The sequence below is a fragment of the Halobacteriovorax sp. BALOs_7 genome, from assembly GCF_003612895.1.
GTDB classification, from domain to species: domain Bacteria; phylum Bdellovibrionota; class Bacteriovoracia; order Bacteriovoracales; family Bacteriovoracaceae; genus Halobacteriovorax_A; species Halobacteriovorax_A vibrionivorans.
Genome location: NZ_CP027772.1, coordinates 1,384,638 through 1,407,496 on the forward strand (window position 1 = coordinate 1,384,638; position 22,859 = coordinate 1,407,496).

The 22,859-nt window shown below is 35.3% G+C and carries 24 protein-coding genes and 1 tRNA gene; 15 read left to right on the plus strand and 10 right to left on the minus strand.

Going from position 1 to position 22,859, the window contains the following annotated elements:
* The first annotated feature begins 11 nt into the window (after positions 1–11).
* From BALOs_RS06735 to BALOs_RS06745, 3 genes are read left to right on the plus strand one after another with little or no spacing between them, the layout of a single operon-like run.
* Positions 12–1,709 (plus strand): ABC transporter ATP-binding protein, encoded by a 1,698-nt coding sequence (locus tag BALOs_RS06735; RefSeq protein ID WP_120404688.1) that lies wholly within the window; start codon positions 12–14, stop codon positions 1,707–1,709.
* Positions 1,702–3,495 (plus strand): ABC transporter ATP-binding protein, encoded by a 1,794-nt coding sequence (locus BALOs_RS06740; RefSeq protein WP_120404689.1) that lies wholly within the window; start codon positions 1,702–1,704, stop codon positions 3,493–3,495. Before BALOs_RS06735 ends, BALOs_RS06740 begins: the two co-directional genes overlap by 8 nt.
* Positions 3,496–3,517: 22 nt before the next feature.
* Complete coding sequence (locus BALOs_RS06745) at positions 3,518–4,684, plus strand: NnrS family protein (RefSeq protein ID WP_120404690.1); 1,167 nt, start codon at positions 3,518–3,520, stop codon at positions 4,682–4,684.
* Here BALOs_RS06745 and BALOs_RS06750 read toward each other — a convergent pair.
* Both BALOs_RS06750 and BALOs_RS06755 read right to left on the minus strand, forming a co-directional pair.
* A complete protein-coding gene (locus BALOs_RS06750) occupies positions 4,681–5,730 on the minus strand; it encodes a Ppx/GppA phosphatase family protein (RefSeq protein WP_158536926.1) in 1,050 nt (349 codons plus the stop codon). The genes BALOs_RS06745 and BALOs_RS06750 overlap by 4 nt on opposite strands.
* Entirely contained in the window at positions 5,717–6,889 is a 1,173-nt protein-coding gene (locus BALOs_RS06755) for a DNA cytosine methyltransferase (protein ID WP_115363821.1), read from the minus strand. Before BALOs_RS06755 ends, BALOs_RS06750 begins: the two co-directional genes overlap by 14 nt.
* Before the next feature lie 164 nt (positions 6,890–7,053).
* On the opposite strand from BALOs_RS06755, the gene BALOs_RS15190 reads away from it, so the two are divergent.
* From BALOs_RS15190 to BALOs_RS06785, 5 genes are all read left to right on the plus strand, one after another.
* Positions 7,054–8,415, plus strand: a complete 1,362-nt coding sequence (locus BALOs_RS15190) for a hypothetical protein (RefSeq protein WP_115363818.1) — start codon at positions 7,054–7,056, stop codon at positions 8,413–8,415.
* Positions 8,415–9,548 carry a M28 family peptidase gene (locus BALOs_RS06765; protein ID WP_120404691.1) on the plus strand — a complete coding sequence of 378 codons (1,134 nt, stop codon included), beginning with the start codon at positions 8,415–8,417 and terminating at the stop codon, positions 9,546–9,548. The genes BALOs_RS15190 and BALOs_RS06765 overlap by 1 nt, the downstream gene beginning before the upstream one ends.
* Before the next feature lie 25 nt (positions 9,549–9,573).
* Positions 9,574–10,707 carry a tRNA 2-thiouridine(34) synthase MnmA gene (mnmA, locus tag BALOs_RS06770; RefSeq protein WP_162929591.1) on the plus strand — a complete coding sequence of 378 codons (1,134 nt, stop codon included), beginning with the start codon at positions 9,574–9,576 and terminating at the stop codon, positions 10,705–10,707.
* Between the two features lie 497 nt (positions 10,708–11,204).
* The gene (locus BALOs_RS06780; RefSeq protein ID WP_115363812.1) at positions 11,205–11,549 is read left to right on the plus strand and encodes a hypothetical protein; all 345 of its coding nucleotides are present in this window, start codon (positions 11,205–11,207) and stop codon (positions 11,547–11,549) included.
* Positions 11,550–11,667: 118 nt separating this feature from the next.
* Positions 11,668–12,129 carry an ASCH domain-containing protein gene (locus BALOs_RS06785; RefSeq protein ID WP_120404692.1) on the plus strand — a complete coding sequence of 154 codons (462 nt, stop codon included), beginning with the start codon at positions 11,668–11,670 and terminating at the stop codon, positions 12,127–12,129.
* Positions 12,130–12,161: 32 nt separating this feature from the next.
* Here BALOs_RS06785 and BALOs_RS06790 read toward each other — a convergent pair whose 3' ends face one another.
* A complete protein-coding gene (locus BALOs_RS06790; protein ID WP_120404693.1) occupies positions 12,162–12,863 on the minus strand; it encodes a hypothetical protein in 702 nt (233 codons plus the stop codon).
* A 221-nt stretch (positions 12,864–13,084) separates the two neighbouring features.
* A tRNA-Leu gene (locus BALOs_RS06795) sits at positions 13,085–13,169 on the minus strand.
* 112 nt (positions 13,170–13,281) lie between these two features.
* Here BALOs_RS06795 and BALOs_RS06800 point away from each other — a divergent pair.
* Positions 13,282–13,944, plus strand: a complete 663-nt coding sequence (locus tag BALOs_RS06800; protein ID WP_162929592.1) for a hypothetical protein — start codon at positions 13,282–13,284, stop codon at positions 13,942–13,944.
* On the opposite strand, the gene BALOs_RS06805 is transcribed toward BALOs_RS06800, so the two are convergent.
* The 6 genes from BALOs_RS06805 to BALOs_RS06830 form a co-directional block, all read right to left on the minus strand.
* Positions 13,941–14,474, minus strand: coding sequence for a zinc-dependent peptidase (locus BALOs_RS06805; RefSeq protein WP_120404695.1), 534 nt, complete (start codon positions 14,472–14,474; stop codon positions 13,941–13,943). The genes BALOs_RS06800 and BALOs_RS06805 overlap by 4 nt on opposite strands.
* 55 nt (positions 14,475–14,529) lie before the next feature.
* Positions 14,530–15,171 (minus strand): NAD(P)H-dependent oxidoreductase, encoded by a 642-nt coding sequence (locus BALOs_RS06810; protein WP_115363802.1) that lies wholly within the window; start codon positions 15,169–15,171, stop codon positions 14,530–14,532.
* Positions 15,164–15,601 carry a MarR family winged helix-turn-helix transcriptional regulator gene (locus BALOs_RS06815; protein WP_120404696.1) on the minus strand — a complete coding sequence of 146 codons (438 nt, stop codon included), beginning with the start codon at positions 15,599–15,601 and terminating at the stop codon, positions 15,164–15,166. The genes BALOs_RS06810 and BALOs_RS06815 overlap by 8 nt, the downstream gene beginning before the upstream one ends.
* Complete coding sequence (locus BALOs_RS06820) at positions 15,601–16,077, minus strand: glutathione peroxidase (RefSeq protein WP_115363798.1); 477 nt, start codon at positions 16,075–16,077, stop codon at positions 15,601–15,603. Before BALOs_RS06820 ends, BALOs_RS06815 begins: the two co-directional genes overlap by 1 nt.
* A 71-nt stretch (positions 16,078–16,148) precedes the next feature.
* Positions 16,149–16,472, minus strand: coding sequence for a hypothetical protein (locus BALOs_RS06825; protein ID WP_115363796.1), 324 nt, complete (start codon positions 16,470–16,472; stop codon positions 16,149–16,151).
* Between the two features lie 33 nt (positions 16,473–16,505).
* Positions 16,506–16,721, minus strand: a complete 216-nt coding sequence (locus BALOs_RS06830) for a hypothetical protein (RefSeq protein WP_115363794.1) — start codon at positions 16,719–16,721, stop codon at positions 16,506–16,508.
* 188 nt (positions 16,722–16,909) lie between these two features.
* Here BALOs_RS06830 and BALOs_RS06835 point away from each other — a divergent pair, with 188 nt between their 5' ends.
* The 6 genes from BALOs_RS06835 to BALOs_RS06860 all read left to right on the plus strand — a co-directional run bounded on the left by BALOs_RS06835 (position 16,910) and on the right by BALOs_RS06860 (position 22,822).
* Positions 16,910–17,833: an alpha/beta hydrolase fold domain-containing protein gene (locus BALOs_RS06835; RefSeq protein WP_120404697.1), complete on the plus strand. Its 924-nt coding sequence runs from the start codon at positions 16,910–16,912 to the stop codon at positions 17,831–17,833.
* Complete coding sequence (locus BALOs_RS06840) at positions 17,830–19,401, plus strand: alkaline phosphatase (RefSeq protein WP_120404698.1); 1,572 nt, start codon at positions 17,830–17,832, stop codon at positions 19,399–19,401. Before BALOs_RS06835 ends, BALOs_RS06840 begins: the two co-directional genes overlap by 4 nt.
* Positions 19,402–19,405: 4 nt before the next feature.
* Positions 19,406–20,227, plus strand: a complete 822-nt coding sequence (locus BALOs_RS06845; protein WP_120404699.1) for a heme-dependent oxidative N-demethylase subunit alpha family protein — start codon at positions 19,406–19,408, stop codon at positions 20,225–20,227.
* Between the two features lie 126 nt (positions 20,228–20,353).
* Positions 20,354–21,007, plus strand: coding sequence for an ATP-binding cassette domain-containing protein (locus BALOs_RS06850; protein WP_115363786.1), 654 nt, complete (start codon positions 20,354–20,356; stop codon positions 21,005–21,007).
* Entirely contained in the window at positions 20,994–22,376 is a 1,383-nt protein-coding gene (locus BALOs_RS06855) for a hypothetical protein (protein WP_120404700.1), read from the plus strand. Before BALOs_RS06850 ends, BALOs_RS06855 begins: the two co-directional genes overlap by 14 nt.
* A gap of 23 nt (positions 22,377–22,399) precedes the next feature.
* A complete protein-coding gene (locus BALOs_RS06860) occupies positions 22,400–22,822 on the plus strand; it encodes a thioesterase family protein (RefSeq protein ID WP_120404701.1) in 423 nt (140 codons plus the stop codon).
* Positions 22,823–22,859 lie beyond the last annotated feature (37 nt).

The window sequence follows — 22,859 nt, forward strand, 5'->3', positions numbered from 1 at the left end:
TAATCTTTGCAATGAGTACGCATTATAAAATTTGGCTGAATTACCTTAATCGAAAAAAATCAATCTATCTCCTAGGTGTTATCTCAATAATTGTCTGCAACATTTGTCAGGTATTTTATTCAAGGGCCATGGGCGACGTTGTAGACTTCTTAACACATAAGACTATGCCTGCCTGGACGATTGATTCATTTATTTATGGTAACGACCTGAAACATAAATTCTTCTTCATCTTTAGCGCAGTGGCACTGTCACGCATCATGCTATATTTTGGCCGTGTAGGGTGGCGTATCTTTTTAGGTCGACAAACTCATCATGCTGGCGGTTTTTTAAAAGATGATATTTGGCAAAATGCACAATACTTTTCAATGGATACTCTTGTAAATAAATACCCGAAAGGAATTTTAATGAGTGCTGCAAATAGCGATGTTGGACAAGCTCGCTTTGTTTTTGGCTTCACAATTGTTGGTATTGCAGATGTTTTATTTCTAGGCCTATTTACAATCATTTCACTATTTCTCATTAATGTGAAAATTACAATTATCTCATTCTTAGCATTGTTAATTGTTCCAATTTTTGTTCGCTATATTTCTTCAATGGAAATGAAGCGATATGATGTTGCTCAAGACTATCTTTCATACTTTAACGATGAAACTTCTAAGGCAATCTCCACTGTAAGATTACAGAAATTAGGAAATACGGCATCTTTTTGGTTTAAGAGATTATATGCTGGTGCTCAAAAGTATCGAAAAATGAGACTACTCGCTAATCACACATCAATGCTTTATATTCCGTCATCTGGTTCAGCCTCAATGGCCACTTATATAATTCTTTTCACTTACGGTATAACTCTTTTAATGGATGGAACGATTACTGTTGGTGAGTTTGTTGCAATACAAGGATTAGTTTATCTCTTACAAGATCCACTTGCTGAACTTGGTTATATTATTTCAGATTGGAGAAAGTCATTCACTTCTCTAAAAAGACTTGCTGAAATTTATACTCATTTAAAAGAAGATTATCTACTTGCTGAAAAAGAAGGTGAGGAGATTTCTGGTGAAGAGGTCTTTTCGATAAAGAATCTAAATTTTAGCTATGAGAAAAATACACCTATTCTTACTGATATCAATCTCGAAGTTAGAAAAGGGATGCGTATTGGGATTATTGGCCAGATTGGTACTGGTAAAACAACTCTCTTAAATATTCTAAGTGGATTAGAAAGAGACTTTAGTGGACAAGTGTGTTTCTTTGGAAAACCTTTTAAAGAATATAGTCATAAGTTTCTTAGGTCTCATATAACAATGGTTCACCAAAAATCATTTCTCTTTGCTGATTCTATTAGAAATAATATTTTGATGGATCAGGACTTATCAGATGAGATTCTTTGGGAAGTTCTCGAAGTTGCAGGACTTAAAAATGACGTTGAAAACTTTGATGATGGGCTTGATACTCAATTAGGAGAGTGGGGAGTCAATTTATCAGGTGGACAAAAACAGCGTCTAACTCTTGCAAGAGGTCTTGTACGTAAGCCTGAAATTCTCCTTCTCGACGATTGTTTATCGGCCGTTGATACGGTTACTGAAGAGAAGATTTTATCAAATATTGATAAGTTTCTACCGAATTCCACATTAGTTTGGGTTGCCCATCGTGAGTCGACTTTAAAATATTGTGAAAAGGTGATTAATCTTGATCGTGAGGTGAGTGATGAGTAAGGCGAAACAATTTCTTGCACAAGATGATCAGGAAGAATCAAATTATAAGAAACAAGGTCATTCGGCCTTTAAGACTTGCGTATTTCTTTTTAAGTATGCAAAAGGTCATCGTATACAAATTGCATTTGCTATAACCCTTCTGACTTCATTTACTGTATTGTCGATGGTTTCAGGTCATGCCATGGGTGTTCTTGTCGGTGAGGGGCTTGCAAAAGAAAATTGGGAATTAGCTAAAGAATGGGCCATATATATTCTGGCCTTAGAATTTATCAGTATCCTTTTACAATTTGGTGGAAGAAGATATCTAATCACTCAAACTAGTCTTGTTATTTTAAAGATTAGAGAGAGATTATTTGAAAAGTTATCTCATTTGCCCCTTAAGTTTTTTGATTCTTGGCCACAAGGGCGAATCGTAACTCGTATGACTCACGATGTAGAGGGGATTGAAAAATTCTTTACTAGCTCATTAGGGCGTATCGTTACTTCTGTTCTTATGATTGTCTCTTCTGCTACGGCGATGCTTTTAACTGACTTTAAGCTTGGTGTATATGTAATTATAGGGATGTTGCCAGCGATGGCCTTTCTCCTATTAACAAGAAATAAAACAGGAGCACTAAACCGCTCTATTAGTAAGCACTCATCACATATCAATTCAAAACTTTCTGAATATATTGATGGGATTCACGTTATTCGATCTTTTGGTGTTGAAGATTGGTCTTATGCAAATTTTAAATCAGCAGTTGATGATCAACAAACAGTTCAACTAGGTGCCAATTCTTTCTATGCTTTTACTATGCCAATGCTTTCGTTTCTTTGTGGGCTTCCACTGTTAATCTTAGTTTGGTTAGGAGGGAGTGCAGTCGTTGATGGAACACTAACACTTGCATTATTTGTGGCCTTCTTGCGTTATTGTGAAAGATTCTTTTGGCCTGTTCTGTCTCTTTTTAGGGAAGTTGCCAATATTATTACAGCATTCACTAGTACAAATCGTGTCGCTAATTTTATTGAAGTCCAAACAGAAAAAGAAGTCTTTGATCAACGAGATGAGAGACGACATAAAGTTATTGGAGAGATTGAATTCTCTCACGTCACTATGGGATATAATGATATTTCCAATGCTCTAAATGATGTATCATTTAAAATCACAAAGGGTGAAAAAATTGGAATTGTCGGTCCAACAGGTTCTGGTAAAACCACTGCTGTGGCAGTCTTATCTCGTCTGTATGACTATCAAAAAGGTGATGTTCTAATTGATGGGCAAAACCTAAAAGAGCTTGATATCGATAATTATCGCGACCAAATCGGAATTGTTTCTCAAGATGTGATTATCTTTGATGGAAGTCTTCGTGAAAACCTCTCAGTTAATCCTGATCTTACAGATAAGGATATTTTATCAATATGTGATAAGACTGGAATGAGTAAGGTTATGAGCTATTCAAATTTAACTCTTGATAGTGTCATTAAAGATGGAGGCTCAAACTTATCGGCAGGTGAGAAACAGGTTATTTCGCTTACTCGAGTTTGCCTGCAAAACCCTAGCATTCTTATCCTTGATGAAGCAACAGCACACGTGGACCCATACTTTGAAAAGATTCTTCATGATGGTATTCATAACGTAATGGATGGGAAAACTTCTTTTTTCATTGCTCACAGGCTTGATACAATTAAAGAATGTGATCGAATCTTAGTATTTAAAGATGGAGAACTTGTGGAGTTTGATACACCAGAAAATTTAATCGCTGCCCGAGGTATTTTCTATGATCTTTCTCAGGCTTCTCTGCATTGATTTAAGATGATAATATGAACTTATGAAAAATACTCTTCCAGTATTTAATATAAGTTTTAGGCCATTTTTTCTTTTAGCGGCCATTATTGCTATTATTAATGTAACATTTTGGGTTAGTGCTTTTGTTAAGGGAACTGATCTTGGTCTAGTTAACTTTGATCCATTATTCTGGCATGGCCATGAAATGTTATTTGGGTTCACTTCTGCACTTATTATTGGCTTTCTTTTTACAGCAAGCTCACATTGGACGCAAACAACTCCATATCGTGGATGTTTTTTAATCTTTCTTGTCGCCTTATGGTTGATGGAGAGATTTTCTTATTTCCTAAATATTAGTCATAATTGGTCTATTATATTGCTCAATATCTTTTATCCTGCTTCAATTATTCTTCTTTTCTTAAAACTAAGAAAGAATAAACAAGTCTATATTTTTATTCCTCTACTTAGCACCTTATGGATACTATCTATTCTTCACACCTATGGATATATGAGTGATAGCTTAAGTCTCCAAGACATTTCAAAGAACTCTGCTAGTGCCATTATTCGATTGTTAATTTTATTAATTCTTGGTCGGGTCATTCCATTTTTTACAAAGTCTCGTTTTAAAGATTTAGATTTGAAAATTAATGTTCCAAAATTCGTACAACGTTTTTCTATCTTAACATTAATTATATTAGCATTGCCTCTTTCTCTCTTTTTAAGTCCTTCGGCGATAATTATTGTCTATCTAATTTGTATTATATTTAATACTTTACGAGTTCTATACTGGAAGCCTCTTATCGGTATGAAAGAGCCAATGATTGCAGTCTTATATATTGGCTCATTTGCACTTGTTTTCGGACTAGTTATGGAGCTAATTGGATTCTTTAATGGCTCCATTGGATTCTCTCAAGCACCACTGCATATGCTATTGGCCTTCGGTTTAGGTAGTGTTGCTATTGGAATGATGACTCGTGTTTCTCTTGGTCATACAGGGCGAATTATTAAGGCAGATAAGTATATAATTATCTCTTTTGTCTTCGTTATAATTGGGGCATTGATACGAGTATTTGTGCCGATTATATGGAATGAGTTTTATGAGACTTCACTGCATTATGCTAGTGGGTTTTGGACATTAGGCTTTATCATTTATCTTATAAAGTTTTTCTGGCCACTTGTAACAAAGCGACCAGACGGTAAGTATGGTTAATTCCAAAAGTCTTTATTAATGAGAAGTCCGTGGGCCATATTGATCTTTAGTGGCCTAACTTGATCGACTTTTAGTGTTTGCATGAAGCCAAGAACAAGTGCGAGATTTGTCACATCTGTTACAGCGTATTTACTGTCGATTTCTTTATCACTGAGCTTTGATCTTTCAAGTAGTTTTGATAGGAGAGTCGATTGGTTATAAATTCGATTCGTCTTTTTAAATTGTCCACCAATACTATAGTAATGAACACCACCAACACCAATGACTTGATATCCTTTTAAATTACCAAAACGACTAAATTCTTGTTTTGAAATAAATCGTGCTAGATCCATTGAGCGAAGTGCTCTTTCCTCTGTTAGTGGATTAGGTGTTTTCGTACCATCTGGATATAACTCTTTTAAAACAAGATTTTTAAATGGAACAGAAGCGACTTTTAAAAGGGCAACCTTTGTACTTCCATCTGCAAGTGGCTTTGTTATTTGCATGCTTCCGCCACCAATATCCCAAACAGCAACTGGAGACTTCTTAGAAAGTTTCATTGTTTTAGTTTTTGATAAGGCCGCATAATATGCAAAACGAGCTTCATCTTTTTGAGAGATAATTGTAAGAGGTATGCCACTGTTATCGGTAATTATCTCAGCTGCTTCTTCACCATTATCGGCCGTTCGAAATGCAGATGTTGCTACTGCCTTGATGTCACTTGCACCCTGATGATCGGCCATGTATTTAAACTCTTCAAAAACTGCACTTAGCTTTTGAATCATTGAAGGAGTGATTTCATTTTCTTTTGATGCTTGTAGGGCCTCTTTAAGAGGAACTGCTCTTTGTGCTTCAAAAAGAATTCCTTCAACAAGTCCTTTACAAGTATTAACGAGACCTACCACAAGTTTTGTGGAACCTGAGCCTAGATCAATTGCAGCTCTCTTAGTATGACATTTAGAGCTCTCGGCAATGTCATGATATTTTTCACTACTTCTTTGAAAGCTTCCACAGGATACGATGACAAGAAGTAGAGTACTAAATAGGATGTTCTTAGCGGTAAACAAATGCTCCTCCTCGAACATCATTAATGATACTTTTAACTTTTGTCTTCTTATTTACTTTACCGTCATGCTTGGCCTTTAGGTGGGCCTTATGCATTTTCTTAATGGCAGTACCAATGGCCTTACCCATAAGAGGTGGAACAGCATTACCAATTTGTCTCCACTGAGCAGAGATTGGGCCACTAAAAACAAAGTGATTAGGGAAGCTTTGAATCTTTGCAGCTTCTCTTTGTGTTAGGTAGCGGTGCTCTGTTGGATGGTAGTAGCTATGACGATGAGTCATTATCGTTGGAGAAACACTTTTTGAATCAAGTCTTTGATACTTCGTTTGTCTAAAGCGACCTTCGCGCATATTCTTCCAATCAACTCCCAGTTTCGTTGCTGGTGTTAAATATGCTTTCTCATCTTTTTCATAACGAATTCCTTTTCCTTCAGGAATTCTCTTAATTCTTTTTAAATCTAATTTTGACTTTATTTTTGCACTGTCTAGATCATGATTATGAATTTTACCATTTTTATCGGTAAGGTCACTTAAGGCCTCTCCTACTGTAACTGGTGGACGATATGTTTTTGCAACAACTGTGTCATGTGTAATTTTTGGAAACTCAACCTTTTCATTAATTCGAGATCCTATGAAAATTGTACGACGACGCTTTTCTGGGACTCCGTAATGCTGAGAGCTTAGAACTTTTACGTCGAGATTATAGCCGAGACGATTAAATCTTCTAAAGATTGCCTGTAAAGTCATTTCGTTTTTCTTTGCCAGAAGACCAGTTACGTTTTCAATAACAATAAATTCTGGTTTGGCCAACTTCACAATTCTTACGAATTCTAAAAAAAGTTTATTACGAATATCATCAGGATTTCCTGGGCCAACAGTTGAAAAACCTTGGCAAGGAGGGCCACCAACAACTAGGTTTACATCAGTATCACCTAGAATTTCTTTAATTCTCTTGTTTGTAAGTTTTGATATATCACCACAATATGGATAGGCCTTCTTGTGATTTAGGGCAAATGTATCCATTGCGTGTTTATTGAAGTCAATTCCAAGTACACATTCGAGTCCGGCCATTTCTAGTCCGCAGCTAAAGCCACCGGCACCTGAGAAAATATCAATAAACTTAAGCTTTTTATTCTTCCTTGATTTGTTATTAGTGCTCATAACTACTTTTTTAATTCCTTGTGTGTTGTTGTATCCCTTAGAGAAATATTATCCGTTTTTGCGCTGAGTTATGTCAATGAAATATATGAGCTTTTTGGTTTGGAATGATGCCTTGAAAATACATCCACACTACATAAATTTTCAAAATCACATATAATATAAGTATGCAAAAATCCAAACGTGAAAGAGTTATCATCGGTATGGATGGTGGAATCGATTCTGCTGTCACGGCCTTATTATTAAAGAAACAAGGATACGATTGTATCGGTGTTAATATCTCATTCTTTGAGCGTGTGACGCAGGAAGATGAAGACTTCGTTACTAATTTTAAAACGAAACTTACTCCCGAAGGGCGCATTCCTGATGAACTAGCTGATGATGAAGAAATGAAAGAAGGACTTCGTCGTTTTGAAAAGATTAAATGGGTCAGAAGAATTAATCATATTTTTAAGGATTGGTTTTGTGCACCTCAAGAGCAGATAAAGGATATTTGTCGCTTAATTGGGATTCCTTTCTATGTAACAAATGCTAGTTCTGAATTTGAAGATCGAGTCATCTCATTGATGTTAAAATCACGATTTGCTGGGATTTGGCAAAATCCAAGTCTTGATCGCGCGACATTGATTTTTGATATTCTAAATTCAAAGCTTGAGGCCCTAAAAGCAACTAAGATTGCTACTGGCCATTACTGCAAGGTAATTGCAAATCATGGGCAATTTGGACTTGTGCGACCAAATGATCCAAATGAAAATGATTGCCATCTCTTAAGTAATCTATCTCAAGAGAGTCTTTCAAGATTACTTCTGCCTATTGCTGATCTTAATACTTCAGAAGTAGATCGAATTGGAGCACTGGTAAGTGCTAATTCGTTTACTCGCGAAAAACTTAAGGCCAAGAAAAAAGCTCGTGCACAGACATACCAGTCAGATGAGCTATGTGATTTATATCCTCGTTACGTGGCCCCTAAGTTTATTAGGGAAAGTAATATCTATGATCATTCAAATGATAATGTTGTTGGCGCACACGATGCTCACTTCAGATATCATCTCGGCCAGACTCATTATAAAACAAAAGAGGGAAATCCCCGAGTTCCCGACTCACAAATTGTCGTTATCAGTATGTCTAGAGGACATATTTTTATTGCTAAGAATAAAGAATTAGAGTTTGAAAGAATAATCTGTCATCATTTTGAAAATTTCAATGTTGTCGATACAGCAAAGCCTTTAGAATGTTATGGAAGTCTCCTATCAAATGGAAATACATTCAAAGGGACTTTATATCTTTTAAACAATGGAAATATCTTCTTTGATTTAGAAGATAAAAAGAATGGCATTGTATTTAGAGGAGATACGATTATGTTCTTCTTAAAAGATGCTCCTTCTGCAAAGGCCATCGGCCATGCCAAAGTTTATCAAAGCGGTCATTTTGTTGATGGCCAATTCTATATGTTACCACTTTCAAAAAGAGAAAAAGAAGAGCTTGAGGAAACTCAGGCACTACCAAAGAAAAGAGAAATAGGGTTTTAATGAAGTATTTTATTTTATCGATTATTTTTATCATTACATCAAATAGTTATTCACAAAGCTATAAGCTTAATAAGTCAAAACGCTCACCAGAGCGTGCAAGAAAGTTATATTATTCTGTATCTAAATTTAAAGAAGATTATATCGAAAATATTCTTACAAGCTTTGTTAAGCAAACAAGACCTAATCGCTACGTGGGAACTGAGGGAAATAAAAAAGCACAGAAGTTTATTCTAGACTACATTAATAAGAATGTTCGTAAAAAGAATACTAGCGTTAAGAGTATAAAATTTGTTCCAGATATCGAATATGCCAAGAAGATGTATCAGAGTGATCTTGATGCAACAAAGGGGAAGTTGACAAAATCTCAGCTTGTAAAGTGGGAGAGGTTTACTAAAGAACGTGAGGCCCATCTTGATAAATTAAAATCAACAAATGGCCATAATATTGTATGGGAGAAGAAGGGCATAAAAAAGCCTAATGAAGTCATTGTCGTGGGTGCTCACTTCGATACCGCTGCATATAATAAGAAGAAATTAGAAATGATTGAGGGTGGTGTACAGCCTGGAGCTGACAATAATGCTTCTGGTGTTGTGGCCGCTCTTGCTCTTATTGATATTCTATCTGAATTAGAACTAGAGAAAACAGTAAGGGTAGTTTTCTTTGATTTTGGAGAACTTGGATTTCTTGGCTCGTACGATTATGCAAAGAATCTTACCTTAGAAAAAGGAATAAGAGTTTATTCATATGTTGAATTATTAATGCTTGGATACGATACAAAAACTCTTGATAAGGAAGAGAAGCTTGGCAATATGAAACTCTATTATTCTACACCTTCTTCAAGTCTACATAATCTCGAAAAATCTATCGCACAAACTTTTTATGCCGCCTCTTCTGAGGGAACTTTTCGCGTAACCTTTCAAACTCATTCAAAGAATTTCCTTAATGGTGATAATGTCTCATTTCAAAAAATGGAGATCCCAAGTGTTGTCTACACTCAAAATTGGGAGAGTGATTTCAATGGAAACCGCATCCATTCGAGGGCCGATCATGTCTCCTCAATCAATATAAAGACTTTACATCACTCAACTACCAATATTGCCATGGCCATTGCTTCATGGGCACTAGACCTCTAGGCGCTAAATGTGCTAAAAGAGGCACATGACAAATATCGGAAATGGAAAAACAGTAATCGTTGGTATGTCTGGAGGCGTTGACTCTTCAGTGTGTGCAGCTTTGCTTAAAGAGCAAGGCTACAACGTTATTGGCATGTTCATGAAAAACTGGGAAGAGCAGGACGAAAATGGGAATTGTAAGGCCTCTCTAGAATTTGAAGATGTTATCAAGGTTTGTGAAAAATTAGATATTCCATATTACTCAGTCGATTTTGTAAAAGAGTATCGTGATAATGTATTCGCAAATTTTCTCGAAGAATATGAACAAGGTTACACTCCTAATCCAGATATCCTTTGTAATCGTGAAATTAAATTTAAGGTCTTCTTCAATAAAGCAATGGAGCTAGGTGCAGACTATCTTGCAACTGGCCACTACTGTCAAACGAAGAAAATTGACGGCCAATCACGCTTAATTAAGGGCCTAGATAATAATAAGGATCAGACTTATTTTCTTTATACTATCAAGTCAGATGTTCTTGATAAGGTTCTCTTTCCTGTTGGAAATATTGAAAAGCCACAGGTTCGTGAAATTGCAAAGAAATATGACCTCATAACTCATGATAAGAAGGATTCAACAGGGATCTGCTTCATTGGTGAGCGTAACTTCAAGAACTTCCTTTCAAATTATATTCAAATCAAAGAAGGTGACTTCGAGCTTCTTGATGGAACGAAAGTTGGGCGCCATTCTGGATCAGCATTTTACACAATTGGACAAAGAAAGGGACTAGGCCTTGGTGGACCTGGTGAGCCTTGGTTTGTCGTTGGTAAAGACACTCAAAGAAATGTGGTATTAGTTGAGCGTGGTGAAAAGCACGGTGCTTTATATGCTGATTACTTAACTGCAACAGAGCTTTCTTGGGTTGATAAAGACTTCGCTCCAAGCGTTGGCCAAAGAGTTAAGGCCAAGATTCGCTACCGTCAAAAAGATCAAGCCTGTACAATCACTGAGGTCGCTGATGATTTTGTAAAAGTTGAGTTCGATGAGCCTCAACGCGCAATTGCTCAGAGACAGTCGATTGTTTTCTATACTCAAATGGATGGGGAAGAGGTCTGTCTTGGCGGTGGAATGATTAAAGAAGCTGGCCCAAGTTACTTTGAGCAAAATAAAGAATTACCATAGTTTAGGGTCATTCAAATTATCTAACTTTCCTTTTTTTCCACGATTTTTAAAATGGTCTTTTTGTTCATAGAATTGGCAGTCGTTACCGCTTTCTTGTTTTACGAGTATTGAAGGCATAGTAGTGGATTTCATGTCGAATTTTCGGCATCCACGAGGGGCGTATTTGTCCCAAGTACTATAGTAATGTTTGCATTGCATACAATTGACTCTTTTCACTCTTTAATTTTACCATGCTCCTTATTTAGGTAAAATTAGAGGAAGTTCTTTCGCCCTAGAGATTGATCACTATTTTAACTAAATAAAAAACGCTTAAGTATTTGGAATTATTCATTTATAATTGTCTATCTAAAGCACTATTGACCAAAAAGTTGACGTTCATTTTTAACAACCTACCAATATTACATGGGGCATCCCAAAATATCTTGGCCTGAGTTATGCTTTATATATAGTGACTTATTAATAAGCACTATGCTTAATTTACCGAGGATTATAAATTAATGAAACTTACAGATTCAAATTCAACACCTAATAATGACGTCTTAGTGATGTTTCCTGCTTCTAAGCATTTTCCAATTGGCGATGATGTGAAGCAAGAGCAGAGTGCTTCAAAAGAAGTGAAGCCACTTTCTGAACTCGTTAATGAATTTGAAGCTGAGGTAGCAAAGGTAAAAGAAGAGAGACGTCCAGTTATGGCCATTCCATCTAAGGAAAGTATCAAGGCCATTAGATCAACACGTTCATGCCAAACAGCAATGGAAATCCGTCTTGCTGCTCTTGAAGAAATTGAAAAACGCCTAAAATTCTATCTTGAAGATATGGGTACATCCAAGCGTAGTATTTAGAATTAAATATACGATCGAACTTGAATGTATGCTTAAATAAAAGAAGGTGCCCTAGAGCACCTTTTTCTTTTTATATAATGATAAAGAATTGAATAAGGATTTAGAAAGGAATTTAAAGATGAGCAGCTTAACTCCAGAGGAATTTTGGGACTTATATGAAGAAACACTCGATGAGAAGTTAGATCATCCCCATATTGAGATATCAATTGCAGGTAATGCTGAAATTGCAGATGAGCTTCTTGCTTTGTATTTATCAGGTAAGAAAAGTGCCGGAAGTGGTCTTGTTAAGGACTATGAGCTAGCAGGAGATCCTTTACCTGAAGTTGATAATTTCTGGATAATACTAGATTCTAAGAACAATCCTCGCTGTATTGTTAAGACTATTGCTGTTGAAATTAATAAGTTCAGTGATATCTCTAAGAAGATAGCTGAGGCCGAAGGAGAAGGGGATTTGTCAGTGGAGTACTGGAAAAAGGCCCATCGTGACTTCTTTACACCATATTTAAATGATTGGGGTATTGTTGATTTAGACGATGAAGACGTTGTGACAGAATTTTATGAGGTTGTATTTCAGAAATAAAAAAGGCCCTTAACTAAGGGCCTTCATGCTTTTTATATTTTGTTATTCCAGTAATCTTGCGCCCAAGTTTTCAAGTTCTTCTTTGGAACTTCTGTATTTCTTCTTGCACCTTTGATCTCAACTTTTGTTTCTTTGTTTCCAAAGTCGATACCGCCAGTCTTTGTTAGACAACGATTTCCACCGCTGTTATCTGAGTGTATTTCTTCCTTACAAGATAGTGTGATGCTTTTAACATCTTTAAGGTTCTTTGCTGTTAGTGAGATTCCACCTCTTGAGAAGCTTCTTGTACCTTCAATATTCACATGATCAGCTTTCTTGGCCATATCTTTAAATAGGCCATCAATTTGAGCATTGTGAGTCTTATCTAGCTTGATGATGACAGGTCTTCCAGTAGCATATGTCGTATAATATAAACGATATGAATCACCGTGTTTAGAAAATGTTAGGTCACTATATGCTGTTACATCTGTTCCAAAGCGCTTCATCTTATCTTTATTGTGAGCACCGATATATGTTTCACTATGCTCCTTAAAACGAGCAATAAATAGCCCATATTCACTATGAATATCTTGTACGAATTCTGTTAGAGCGTCTGAGCGTGAGTCATCATAGAAGTGTTGTGCTGAGCCTTTGATAACTTTATCTTTAGTTGAAAAGAAGTCTGTAATTCCGGCAGTTGCTGTTGTTGACGAAACTAAGAGCAATGCTAATGAGGTCATTTTAATCTTATTCATCTCTAATCTCCCTAAGTTTTATTTGTTTGTTTGATTAACAATTTATCATTGGTTGTCGATAATTTGTGTTTTATTGAAGTGATTACAGGGCCGTATAAGATCGGAACATGTTTTAGTTATTTAGGTCAGTTTGCAGGTACGCGATGGACTTGGCCGACTCTCGGCTTACTTGTACTTAAGCAAGCTATGTATTTAAAATGTTGTATTGGGATTTGAATGAATGGTGCCTAGAACTGGACTTGAACCAGCAAGCCTTGCGGCACACGGCCCTCAACCGTGCGTGTTTACCAATTTCACCACCTAGGCACATTGAAATCACTTGATTTGCCAAGATATATTAATCATTTATGAATTAGATGGCAATGGTAAATTTATATAGTCTCTTGTCGTGTGCGTCGTGTCGAGATACGTTATGCAAATGATAAAGTATATTCTCCTCATTATCTTATCGTTCAGTATCGCTGCCTCTGAGTATACAAGGCCAAGCGATTATGCAGAGTTTACTGTTGTGATTGACGCATCTATTGATGATGTATGGGCATATAATTCAAAAAATGAGAATGCAAGAAAGTGGTCAACCTACTTTTACAAGATAGTTAGCTGCCCAATTAGTGAATGCCCTTGGAATGCCAATCTTAAACAAAGTGATATCGGTTTTACTAGGAGATGTTTTAGACGTGCAGATGAAAAAGGGACTTTCTGGGACGAAACAACGACCAAAATAGAAAAGAGTAAGGATCTGTATTATAAGCAAATCAGGGCCTATAACTTCAACGAATTCATGGATATTTTCAACTATAACGAAAAGGGAGAGTTTCTTGTGGAGCAAATCTATAAGAAGCTTGGCGAAAATAAAACTTCTCTGACATTTCGATCTGGCTATATAGAGCGCGATGAATTAGAGAAAGAAACATCAAGTTTCAATTACTTTATGTGGAAGCAGATATTTCGTTTTATCACAAAAAGAAGTGTGACAAATACTTTTAAGTGGAATCTTCAAAATATAAAGGCCCATATTGAACAAGGAAGCAATTACAAACAAGTCCATCCATATAGCGATGATGATTCAGACTTCTATTAAACTTCCACTTGATAAAACTTAAGTAGCTTATCGTAAACTGCTGGATGATCAGTTTGTAGCTTGTTTGGAGATTCAAAAAATAGCTCAGAATAGTAGGAGAAATTTCCTCGCAATTCTTTTAAGGCCATCTTTCCAAAGTCGATTTCGAATTGTTTCTCGTTTTGAGAAAGCCATTCTTGAAAGCTCCACATTGAATTTATCTCTTTAATATTTGGATAGTAATTAGTTTTTCTTTTAAAGATTGGTAGGCATGCATAATATGAAGTTTTTAAACATTCATTTTCACTTAGCTCTGTTGACCATTTTTTTTCACTATAGAAAATAAGAATAGAGTCTAGGAGTCTTTCTTGTTCCTGTTGTGATAATCGAGAAAATAACTTCGTTTCATCCCTTAAGAATTCTTTCCAGGCAGGCTTTTTTTCAGACAACTTCTTTAATGCCAAATTACGAGCAAGTTTTTGTGAATAATGCTTGTAGAAGAAATAACCAAATAATAGAGCAAAGAAAATAATAAATGGAATAAAAATCATAAATGGAGTTTAACTTATAATTAATAAAAAGGCGACCAAAGGCCGCCTTTACCAATTAGATAACTTTGAATACTTCATCAAAACTAAATCGAACCTTTTCAAGGTCTTTGTACTTATCTTCATCAGAGCGGTAACCAAGTGCCACAGTACCTAGAGTTTTGTACTTAGTTCCTTCTAGACCTAAAATTTTATCATATTCTTCAGGTACGATTCCTTCAATTGCACAAGTATCAATGCCTTGTATCGCAGCTGTCATAAGTAGTTGTCCCATTGCGATATAAGTCTGTCTCTGTGCCCATTCTGAAATAGTTTTTGATCGTGGCCCGTCAATAAGTGCCGCTTTCATTACATCGTAGTAACCTTGTAGTCCTTCGCGCTCAACTTTTCTTTGATCAGCAATTGATTGAACAAATTTTTCAATATACTCTTCATTAAGTTCTGTCATATATGCAAGAACTACATAATGAGAAGCATCTGTAACTTGAGCTTGTCCCCAAGAATATTCTCTTAGTTTCTCACGTGTTTCTTTGTCATTAACAAGTATGAACTTCCATGGTTGTAGACCGAACGAGCTCGCAGCGAGTCTCAAGGATTCATTTAATACGTGTAAATCTTCGTCTGATATCTTCTTGTCTTTATCAAAGACCTTTGTAGCGTATCGCCAATTAAGTGCTTTTAAAATTTCTTCATTATTCATGTGTGCTCCATAGGTTATATACTTTATCTGCTTCGGCTTTTAGCTTTTGTATTTCATTAATATCTATTTCTTTTGAACAAAGTAGCTTTTGAGGTATTGATTTTGCCTTTTTCTTTAACTTCTTTCCCTGTGTCGTTGTTGTTATATAGACAATTCTCTCGTCATCCTCACATCTTTTCTTCTCAACAAGTTTCTTTTCAATAAGTCTTTTTACAAGAGGGGAGAGTGTTCCAGTATCAAGTGATAACTTATCTCCCAGCTCTGACATATTAACTCTTTCATCTTCCCAAAGAACAAGCATGACAAGATATTGAGGATAAGTAAGATTTATCTCTTCAAGATAAGGCCTGTACTGACTTGTTATCAATTTACTTAAGCGATATAGGCTAAAGCAAACTTGATTATCAATGTAGAGAATTTCATCACTCATTATTTAAAACTCTTTTTTATATCATTTTCAATGCTCTCAGGTTTATCAATAGGAGCATATCTTTTTACTGGATTGCCTTCGCTGTCGATAAGAAATTTTGTAAAATTCCATTTGATCTTCTTGCTACCTAGAAGGCCTGGAAGTTCTGATTTTAAATATTGGAATAGTGGATGAGTATTTTCACCATTGACCTCAACTTTTTCAAAAAGTGGAAATGATGTTTTAAAAGTTAAATCACAAAAAGACTGAATGTCTTCAGAATTACCAGGTTCTTGCTTTCCAAATTGATTACAAGGAAATGCTAAGACTTCTAATTTGTCTTTGTATTTATCATAGATCTTTTGAAGACCTTCATATTGAGGAGTAAAACCACACTTACTTGCAGTGTTTACAATAAGTAAACTCTTTCCTTTAAATTCACTTAAAGAGCGCTCATTCCCTTTGATATCGATTGCTTTGTAATCATAAATACTCATAATGGTCTCCTTAGTTTATATCCTAAGGAGACATTATCATGAATTTAAGTTGTGCACAATTAAATTTTGCACTACTTATATTTTCTATCATATAAGTACTCTTTATCGTGATACTCCATATTTCTTTCTATCTTCTGTTCTTTTTCATCATATGAAGCAGGGGTACGCTTTGAGTCTTCCTGAGGCATGCTTTTTTGGTCTGCATAATCCTTTTCTTTAGACATATTCTTATTTTCTTCAGAAAATGTGACATCTTCTACTGCACCACTATCTTGACTTACAACAGCACCTTGAACACGACTAACGCCAGCTATGATCAGAAGAATAATAATTGCACCAATACCAGCATAGATAATGGCCTTAGGGTTGAATGTATTTTTCTGTTTAATGCTCATAGTCTCCAGTTCCTAGTTTTTGTTACTAAAAAATTATTCATATATTAAGTAATGCTTCTCCGTTAAACTCACTTCTTTTCCACTTATACTTGCAGGATCGCGATCACTTGTTTTCTTTTTGTCTACTTTTGATTTTTGTGATTTCGATTGTTTATCTTTCATTTCTTTCTTTTCTTGTTCACCTTGTGCACCATATGCAGGGTTTGAAGTAAGTATAAAGATAAAAGTTGCAGCTAAAATTCGTTTCATATTTATCACCTCTGTTGAATCTGTTTAGGTTAATTATTGCGGTGTAATAACAGATTATTATGAAATTTCTGTTGAAATAAATTCATACTGTTTTAGTCGGAAAATATGAGCTGAAGTATCTTTAATTATCAGGTGTTTATTTATATACTTAGCTGGCTTTACTATTATGAACTTAATAAGATTTAACTATGAATGAAACAATACGTGACTTTCTAACAACAAAGAGACTTGCATCTATGCAAGCTTTCTTTGATGCTGGAATAAAGCGATTTTCAAAAATTACTCTCGAAGAATTACGTCGCGCTATGGCCATTGTAGAAAAAGAGAACACTCAATATGTAGAAGACGAGTTTTTTTTTGATGATCGACGCATACTTGTATGGTCAAAAGATAAGAATAAAGTCGGACAAGAATGTATTTTACACTTTCATTCTGGTGGATATGTAACAGGTGATGAGTTAACTGGGGCCCAATTTTGTCAGGCCCTCTATAATGAATCTGGAAGAACAATCCTGTGTCCTGATTATCCTCTTTGTCCAGAAGTGACGATTCCAGAGATTGTGGATTGGTCCTTGAAGCTGCTATTAGACTTAAAAAAACGCGGAGTTAAAAGGTTTATCTTAACTGGAACTTCTGCCGGTGCAAATCTTGTCACACTTTGTGCTCTTGAAAATGCAAAACGTAGCGATCAATTAGATATTAAAGAGATTCATCTTATTACCGGTCATTATCAAAGTGATTTTGACTCGGACTCTGCAAATCGCTATGAAAGTGGTGAGGAGTCAGGCCTATCGAAATCAATGCTTTTAAAGTTACTTGATTATGCAATTTCTGATCGCGATATTCATCTTCAAGATCCTGATATTTTCCCTCTTTACTCAGATGATTTATCTCTACTTCCAAGGACAAATATCTATGTCGCAAAGTATGATGTTCTCTATGACGATAGTATTATGTTTTATGAGAAACTTATGCGTGAAGGTGTACAAGTAAGCTTTAAGGAATTTTCATCAGGTTTCCATGCTTGGACAAATTACGTGTTAGAATGTGATGAACTACTCAATTACGCAAAAAATAATATATTCAACGAAATATTAAAGGATAATAAATGATTAATAGGTCTATATCTTCTACTTTCTTTTTAAGTGCTCTTTTATTGCTTTCTAGTTGTATGAATAGCTCACCAAGTAAAGGGCCAAAAAATCTTATTTTAATGATAGGTGATGGAATGGGGCCAGGTCAGATCTCATTATTAAATTACTACTTAAAACATAATTCAAATCCGAAGATGAAGAATGTTCGTTATGCCTTTGCAAATATGAACACTAATCAATTAGGTGTTTCTGCAACTCAGCCATATGGGAGCATTGTTGTAGACTCCGCTTGTTCTGCTACACAATTAGCAACTGGTACACCTTCAAGGTCTGAAATGATTGGATTGGATAAAGAAGGAGAGATTGCCAAAACTATTTTAGAAAAGGCACAAAAGAAAGGACTCAAAACTGGACTTGTCTCAGATACAAGACTTACTCATGCGACACCGGCCTCTTTTGCTGCTCATGTTGCAAATCGATGGTCTGAAGATAGAATTGCTCAAAGTATGATTGAAGTTGCACCTGATCTTATGTTTTCTGGTGGGGCCAACCGTTTTGTACCTAAGGGAACGAAGAGTGCTATAGAAGGTCACTTCACACTTAAGTCTAAACGAAAGGATGATCGCAACCTATTACAAGAGGCAAAAGATAAAGGCTTTCAAGTAATTCATAAAAGAAGTGAGCTTACTAATATCGATCCATCTAAGAAAGTCTTAGGTCTTTTCACGAATCACAATATGCCAGAAGCTTTATGGTTTCGTGATAAAAAAGAAGATGAGTCACGTGAGATTCCAACTCTTCTTGAGATGTCAAAGAGTGCTGTTGAAACTCTTTCTAAAAATGATGATGGCTTCTTTCTTATGATTGAAGGTGGCCAAATTGATTGGGCCGGTCACCAAAATGATGCTGGAAGTATGCTCCATGAGATGCTTTCATTTAATGAAACTGTTAATTGGATCAGTGATTGGGTTAGTAAGAACCCTGATACACTTTTAGTTATTACAGCGGATCATGAAACAGGTGGATTTGGATTTGGTTATAATATTGGAAAAATAGAGGATGAGATTGAATTGTCTGGTTCAGTTTTTAAAGACCGTAAGTTTAAAACATCTATCAACTATGGCCCATATCGAGTCTTAGATCTTCTATATTCTCAAAAGACAAATTTAATTAAGCTTTGGGATGACTTCTTAGATTTAGAAAAGTCACAGCAAACTTCTTCAACGCTATGTGATCTTATTGAAGAGACAACTTCAGTTCGTTTAAGTGTTAGTAAGTGTAGCGAAATCTTAGCTAAGGCCATTGAAGAAAAACGCAGGAGAAAGAATTTAAAATTATACAAAGGTGAGGTGCCTAAGTTTAGAGGATATCATGATCATTATTATTATGATCTTAAAAATATCAGAACATCACTAATTGCTAAGGCCATCGCAAGTGAGCAGAATGTTGTTTGGGCAACAAGTGGGCACACTGCTGCACCAGTACATGTTTATACAAAAGGGCATGTTGATTGGGCCAAAGAGTTTTCTGGCCAGTTAACTCATCCTCAAATTGGTGATCGTTTACAAAAAGTATTAGGGCTATAAAGTAATGTATGCGCCAGTAAAACCACTCGATTTTAAAGAGGAGCTATTTCCTTTAAGAAAAGGTAAGTATGAAGTCTCTCCTGGCCTTTCTCCACTTGATAGCGATGTCTTTTTAAAAGACCAAAACTTTAATGATTATATTGAGCAAAAAAGTATTTGTTTTAATGAGAATAAAGATAAGTATCTTTGCTTAGATGAAGAATTTTTAAGTAACGAAAGTGTTTATCAAGACTTTTTAAATCAATGCGCAAGTAAAGACTATTCTTCTATTGCGCAGATGACACTTAATACACAGGAAGACTTCGCTCTTATGAAAGGTGAGAAGGCCATTGCTATTTCTCTATGCTTTCCAAATCACTGGGACCCTAGAGAGAAGATCTCTCAAGACTTCAATCATATCCACATACCTGTTGCAGACTTTGGCCAAATTGCTAAGAATGCAACAAGGCTTTCCCGCTCTCTAATCGAGCGAGGGCCATTTAAGAGGTTTGCATGGGGACTCTCAACTGATACGAGACTAAACCATCATCCTGAAGCTCCTAAGGGTGTTTCTGATGAGTTATGGTATGGCCGAAGCTTTAAAAATGACGGCAATCACAAGCTCTATATGAGAATTGAACGCCAGCATATGGTAGGTCTAGCAGAAGAGAATATTTGCTTATTTACAATTCGAACATACTTTCTTGATGTTGCGCAGATTCCTGCAAGAGAACTTAAACTCTTAAAAGAGGCCATTGTCTCAATGACTGACGATACTCTCACATACAAGGGAATTAAGAAGAACCTTGATGATGTCATTTCTTATATTGATGAAATGATAGGTTAGGGCCGCCTCAAAAAATTGCACCAGTCTTTATTTAGTCGACACATAAGACACTGATTTTTGGATATTTTTATACTGCTGTTATGATTGCTGTTTAAAGTTAATCATATATTCATTAAGGCAGTTCTTATGAGTTCAAATTGTATCCTCGATATCAGAAACCTTGCTTATACTTATCCCAGTGGTGAAGTTATTTTCAAAAATCTAAATCTTCAAATCAATAAAGGAGAATTTGTTATTCTTCTTGGAAAGAACGGTTCAGGTAAGAGTACTCTTGTTAACTTACTTCTTGGTCTTCGCCATCCTCTAGACGGATATGTTAGTGTTTTAGGGCTGTCACCATATAATAATAAAAGGCATGAGTTATTTAAGTCTTTATTTTTAAACTCACATGATCTCACTTTTGATGAGAATTCACGTGTTGGATACATTCTTGATAATTATAAGATCTTGTATCCAAATTATAACTCTCAAAGAGAAGAAGAGTTATTGATTAAATTTGGCCTAGATCGAGATAAGTATGTTTATGAACTTTCTACTGGTATGAAGGCCAGAATACAATTTATTGCAGCGATAAGCTCTGAAGTTGAGTTTATTTTAATGGATGAAATTACTGCTGTCCTAGATAGAGCTGCTAGGAAGTTACTAGGTGAAGAACTAGCAAAAGAGTGTAAACGCGGTAGAAGTGTTTTGATGGCAACAAATATTCCTGAAGACACTACTTTTAATAGTAATCGTGTTGTGATGATTCAAGATATGGAGCTTTGTGATGAAGCAGCCTAGTATTGTAAAAAGAATTATCGTTTCTCACTTTGCTGAAAATAAGAAATTATTTCTCATTAAAACACTGTGTGCTGTCTTACTGGCATTTGTCATCTATGGCGTAAATCTATTCTTTGATATTTATGCATTACCAACATATTTCATAAGTCTTTTAGGTTTCTGCCTTTACTTAAATAAGTCAAAGTCGAGATTCTTTTTTTGGAAAGGTCCCCAGGGAGTCGATTTCTATAGCTTTGCGCTTCCTCTGAGTTATAAAGAAAAAGTTGTAATTAATATTGCTCAAAAACTTTTAGGAAATCCTTATACTTCTATAAGTCTTCTGTATTTAGCGAGCTATATCTTTGACGATATTTTTATTGGCTATTCTTTAACAGAACGTATTCTGTTTTATGCTTTAGCTTTGGCTCAAATTCCGTTTCTGTATTCAATACTACCTACAGTGAACTTTATTGATAAGGTCGCAATTTTTAAAACAAAAGGTGATATAAGAATATTGTTAATTAATATCCCCTCATTTCTTTTGATAATAACTCTTGTTGGTACAAATCTTTTACTAGTTGTAACTATTCTTGAATCGATCTTTGATAATAGTAAGGCCCCTGATTTTCCAATCGTTCTCTTTGTTATCTTTTTTGACTTGATGTTTATTAGAAGAATATTGATTGGGGATAAGACTGAAAATGAACACGAAATTACAAGATTAATTAAACTTAACTTCAGAGATCAATTGTTTCAGAATTTAAAGTTTATAGGAGCTTTAGCAACAATACATGTCGTTATTTTATTTTTTGTTTTTCAAATCTCCCATGAAAATGAGTCTGCTTATGGAATAATGAGACTTTATCACTTACAGGAATCACCAAAGGCTATTCAGCTTATTAAAGGAGATAAGTCTAAATTTATTTCTTATTACAAAAGTGGCATGAGAGAAGATTCAAATTTAGAATGGTTGAATGATAAGTTTATTTATAAAAATATTATTAAGTATGACCGTTTAGAAATACTAAAGGACATTATCAGTGTTAGTGAATCAGAGTATGATAAAAAAGTCTGTCAGGTATTTGATTATAAAGAATGTCCTGATAATTCTCTCTTGATTCATGCAATTGCTAATAATTCGAAAAAGATTTTAGGATATCTATTAAATAATAAAAATTATAAGATTGATGGTTTTGATTTTAATGATGCTGTAGTTAAAGCAGCCAAGGAATGTAATGGACGTTCAATTGCTGCAATTATGGATTCTAATGTAATATCAAAAGATACAGAAGCGATTAGGACAGAGGTTGTTGATATTCTTACTTATAATTCTACAGGCAAGTGCAAGGTTGCCATGCGAGATCTTTTAAAGCAACACTTGAAGAATTAGAACTTCTGTCATTTAATACTTGTATGGCAAGAATCAAATTAAGTGTTCCAAATAGGGAACCAGACTATAGAACTCAAATTGAATTAACTGTTAATTTCATCAACTATGGAAACCATATGGGAAATGATGCAGTGGCAACTCTTTGTCACGAAGGTCGTCTACGTTTCCTAAAATCAATTGGACATACAGAGCTTGATTGCTTTGGGAAGTCTCTTATCCAGGCCGATGCTGCTTATATGTATCGTGGTGAAGCTTTTTACGGTGATCTCCTCGAGGTGGAAATGTATGTCGAAGATATCAATGAGTACGGATATGATCTCTTATATAAGTTTAGCTGTGGAAGTAAAACTATTGCCTTTGCTAAGAATGGAATCGTATTCTTTGATTATGAAACCCGTAAATTAAGTAAGGCGCCGCAAGAGTTTTTAGATCATTTTAAGAAATAAAAAAAGGCCTCTTAAATGAGGCCTTCTTTCTTGTTTA

Excerpts from the sequence above, each read along its gene's own strand:
- BALOs_RS06735 (WP_120404688.1), top strand. The coding sequence starts at position 12 with ATGAGTACGCATTATAAAATTTGGCTGAATTACCTTAATCGAAAAAAA.
- BALOs_RS06740 (WP_120404689.1), top strand. The coding sequence starts at position 1,702 with ATGAGTAAGGCGAAACAATTTCTTGCACAAGATGATCAGGAAGAATCA.
- BALOs_RS06745 (WP_120404690.1), top strand. The coding sequence starts at position 3,518 with ATGAAAAATACTCTTCCAGTATTTAATATAAGTTTTAGGCCATTTTTT.
- BALOs_RS06755 (WP_115363821.1), bottom strand. The coding sequence starts at position 6,889 with ATGAGCACTAATAACAAATCAAGGAAGAATAAAAAGCTTAAGTTTATT.
- BALOs_RS15190 (WP_115363818.1), top strand. The coding sequence starts at position 7,054 with ATGCAAAAATCCAAACGTGAAAGAGTTATCATCGGTATGGATGGTGGA.
- BALOs_RS06765 (WP_120404691.1), top strand. The coding sequence starts at position 8,415 with ATGAAGTATTTTATTTTATCGATTATTTTTATCATTACATCAAATAGT.
- mnmA (WP_162929591.1), top strand. The coding sequence starts at position 9,574 with ATGACAAATATCGGAAATGGAAAAACAGTAATCGTTGGTATGTCTGGA.
- BALOs_RS06780 (WP_115363812.1), top strand. The coding sequence starts at position 11,205 with ATGAAACTTACAGATTCAAATTCAACACCTAATAATGACGTCTTAGTG.
- BALOs_RS06785 (WP_120404692.1), top strand. The coding sequence starts at position 11,668 with ATGAGCAGCTTAACTCCAGAGGAATTTTGGGACTTATATGAAGAAACA.
- BALOs_RS06790 (WP_120404693.1), bottom strand. The coding sequence starts at position 12,863 with ATGAATAAGATTAAAATGACCTCATTAGCATTGCTCTTAGTTTCGTCA.
- BALOs_RS06800 (WP_162929592.1), top strand. The coding sequence starts at position 13,282 with ATGATAAAGTATATTCTCCTCATTATCTTATCGTTCAGTATCGCTGCC.
- BALOs_RS06805 (WP_120404695.1), bottom strand. The coding sequence starts at position 14,474 with ATGATTTTTATTCCATTTATTATTTTCTTTGCTCTATTATTTGGTTAT.
- BALOs_RS06810 (WP_115363802.1), bottom strand. The coding sequence starts at position 15,171 with ATGAATAATGAAGAAATTTTAAAAGCACTTAATTGGCGATACGCTACA.
- BALOs_RS06815 (WP_120404696.1), bottom strand. The coding sequence starts at position 15,601 with ATGAGTGATGAAATTCTCTACATTGATAATCAAGTTTGCTTTAGCCTA.
- BALOs_RS06820 (WP_115363798.1), bottom strand. The coding sequence starts at position 16,077 with ATGAGTATTTATGATTACAAAGCAATCGATATCAAAGGGAATGAGCGC.
- BALOs_RS06825 (WP_115363796.1), bottom strand. The coding sequence starts at position 16,472 with ATGAGCATTAAACAGAAAAATACATTCAACCCTAAGGCCATTATCTAT.
- BALOs_RS06830 (WP_115363794.1), bottom strand. The coding sequence starts at position 16,721 with ATGAAACGAATTTTAGCTGCAACTTTTATCTTTATACTTACTTCAAAC.
- BALOs_RS06835 (WP_120404697.1), top strand. The coding sequence starts at position 16,910 with ATGAATGAAACAATACGTGACTTTCTAACAACAAAGAGACTTGCATCT.
- BALOs_RS06840 (WP_120404698.1), top strand. The coding sequence starts at position 17,830 with ATGATTAATAGGTCTATATCTTCTACTTTCTTTTTAAGTGCTCTTTTA.
- BALOs_RS06845 (WP_120404699.1), top strand. The coding sequence starts at position 19,406 with ATGTATGCGCCAGTAAAACCACTCGATTTTAAAGAGGAGCTATTTCCT.
- BALOs_RS06850 (WP_115363786.1), top strand. The coding sequence starts at position 20,354 with ATGAGTTCAAATTGTATCCTCGATATCAGAAACCTTGCTTATACTTAT.
- BALOs_RS06855 (WP_120404700.1), top strand. The coding sequence starts at position 20,994 with ATGAAGCAGCCTAGTATTGTAAAAAGAATTATCGTTTCTCACTTTGCT.
- BALOs_RS06860 (WP_120404701.1), top strand. The coding sequence starts at position 22,400 with ATGGCAAGAATCAAATTAAGTGTTCCAAATAGGGAACCAGACTATAGA.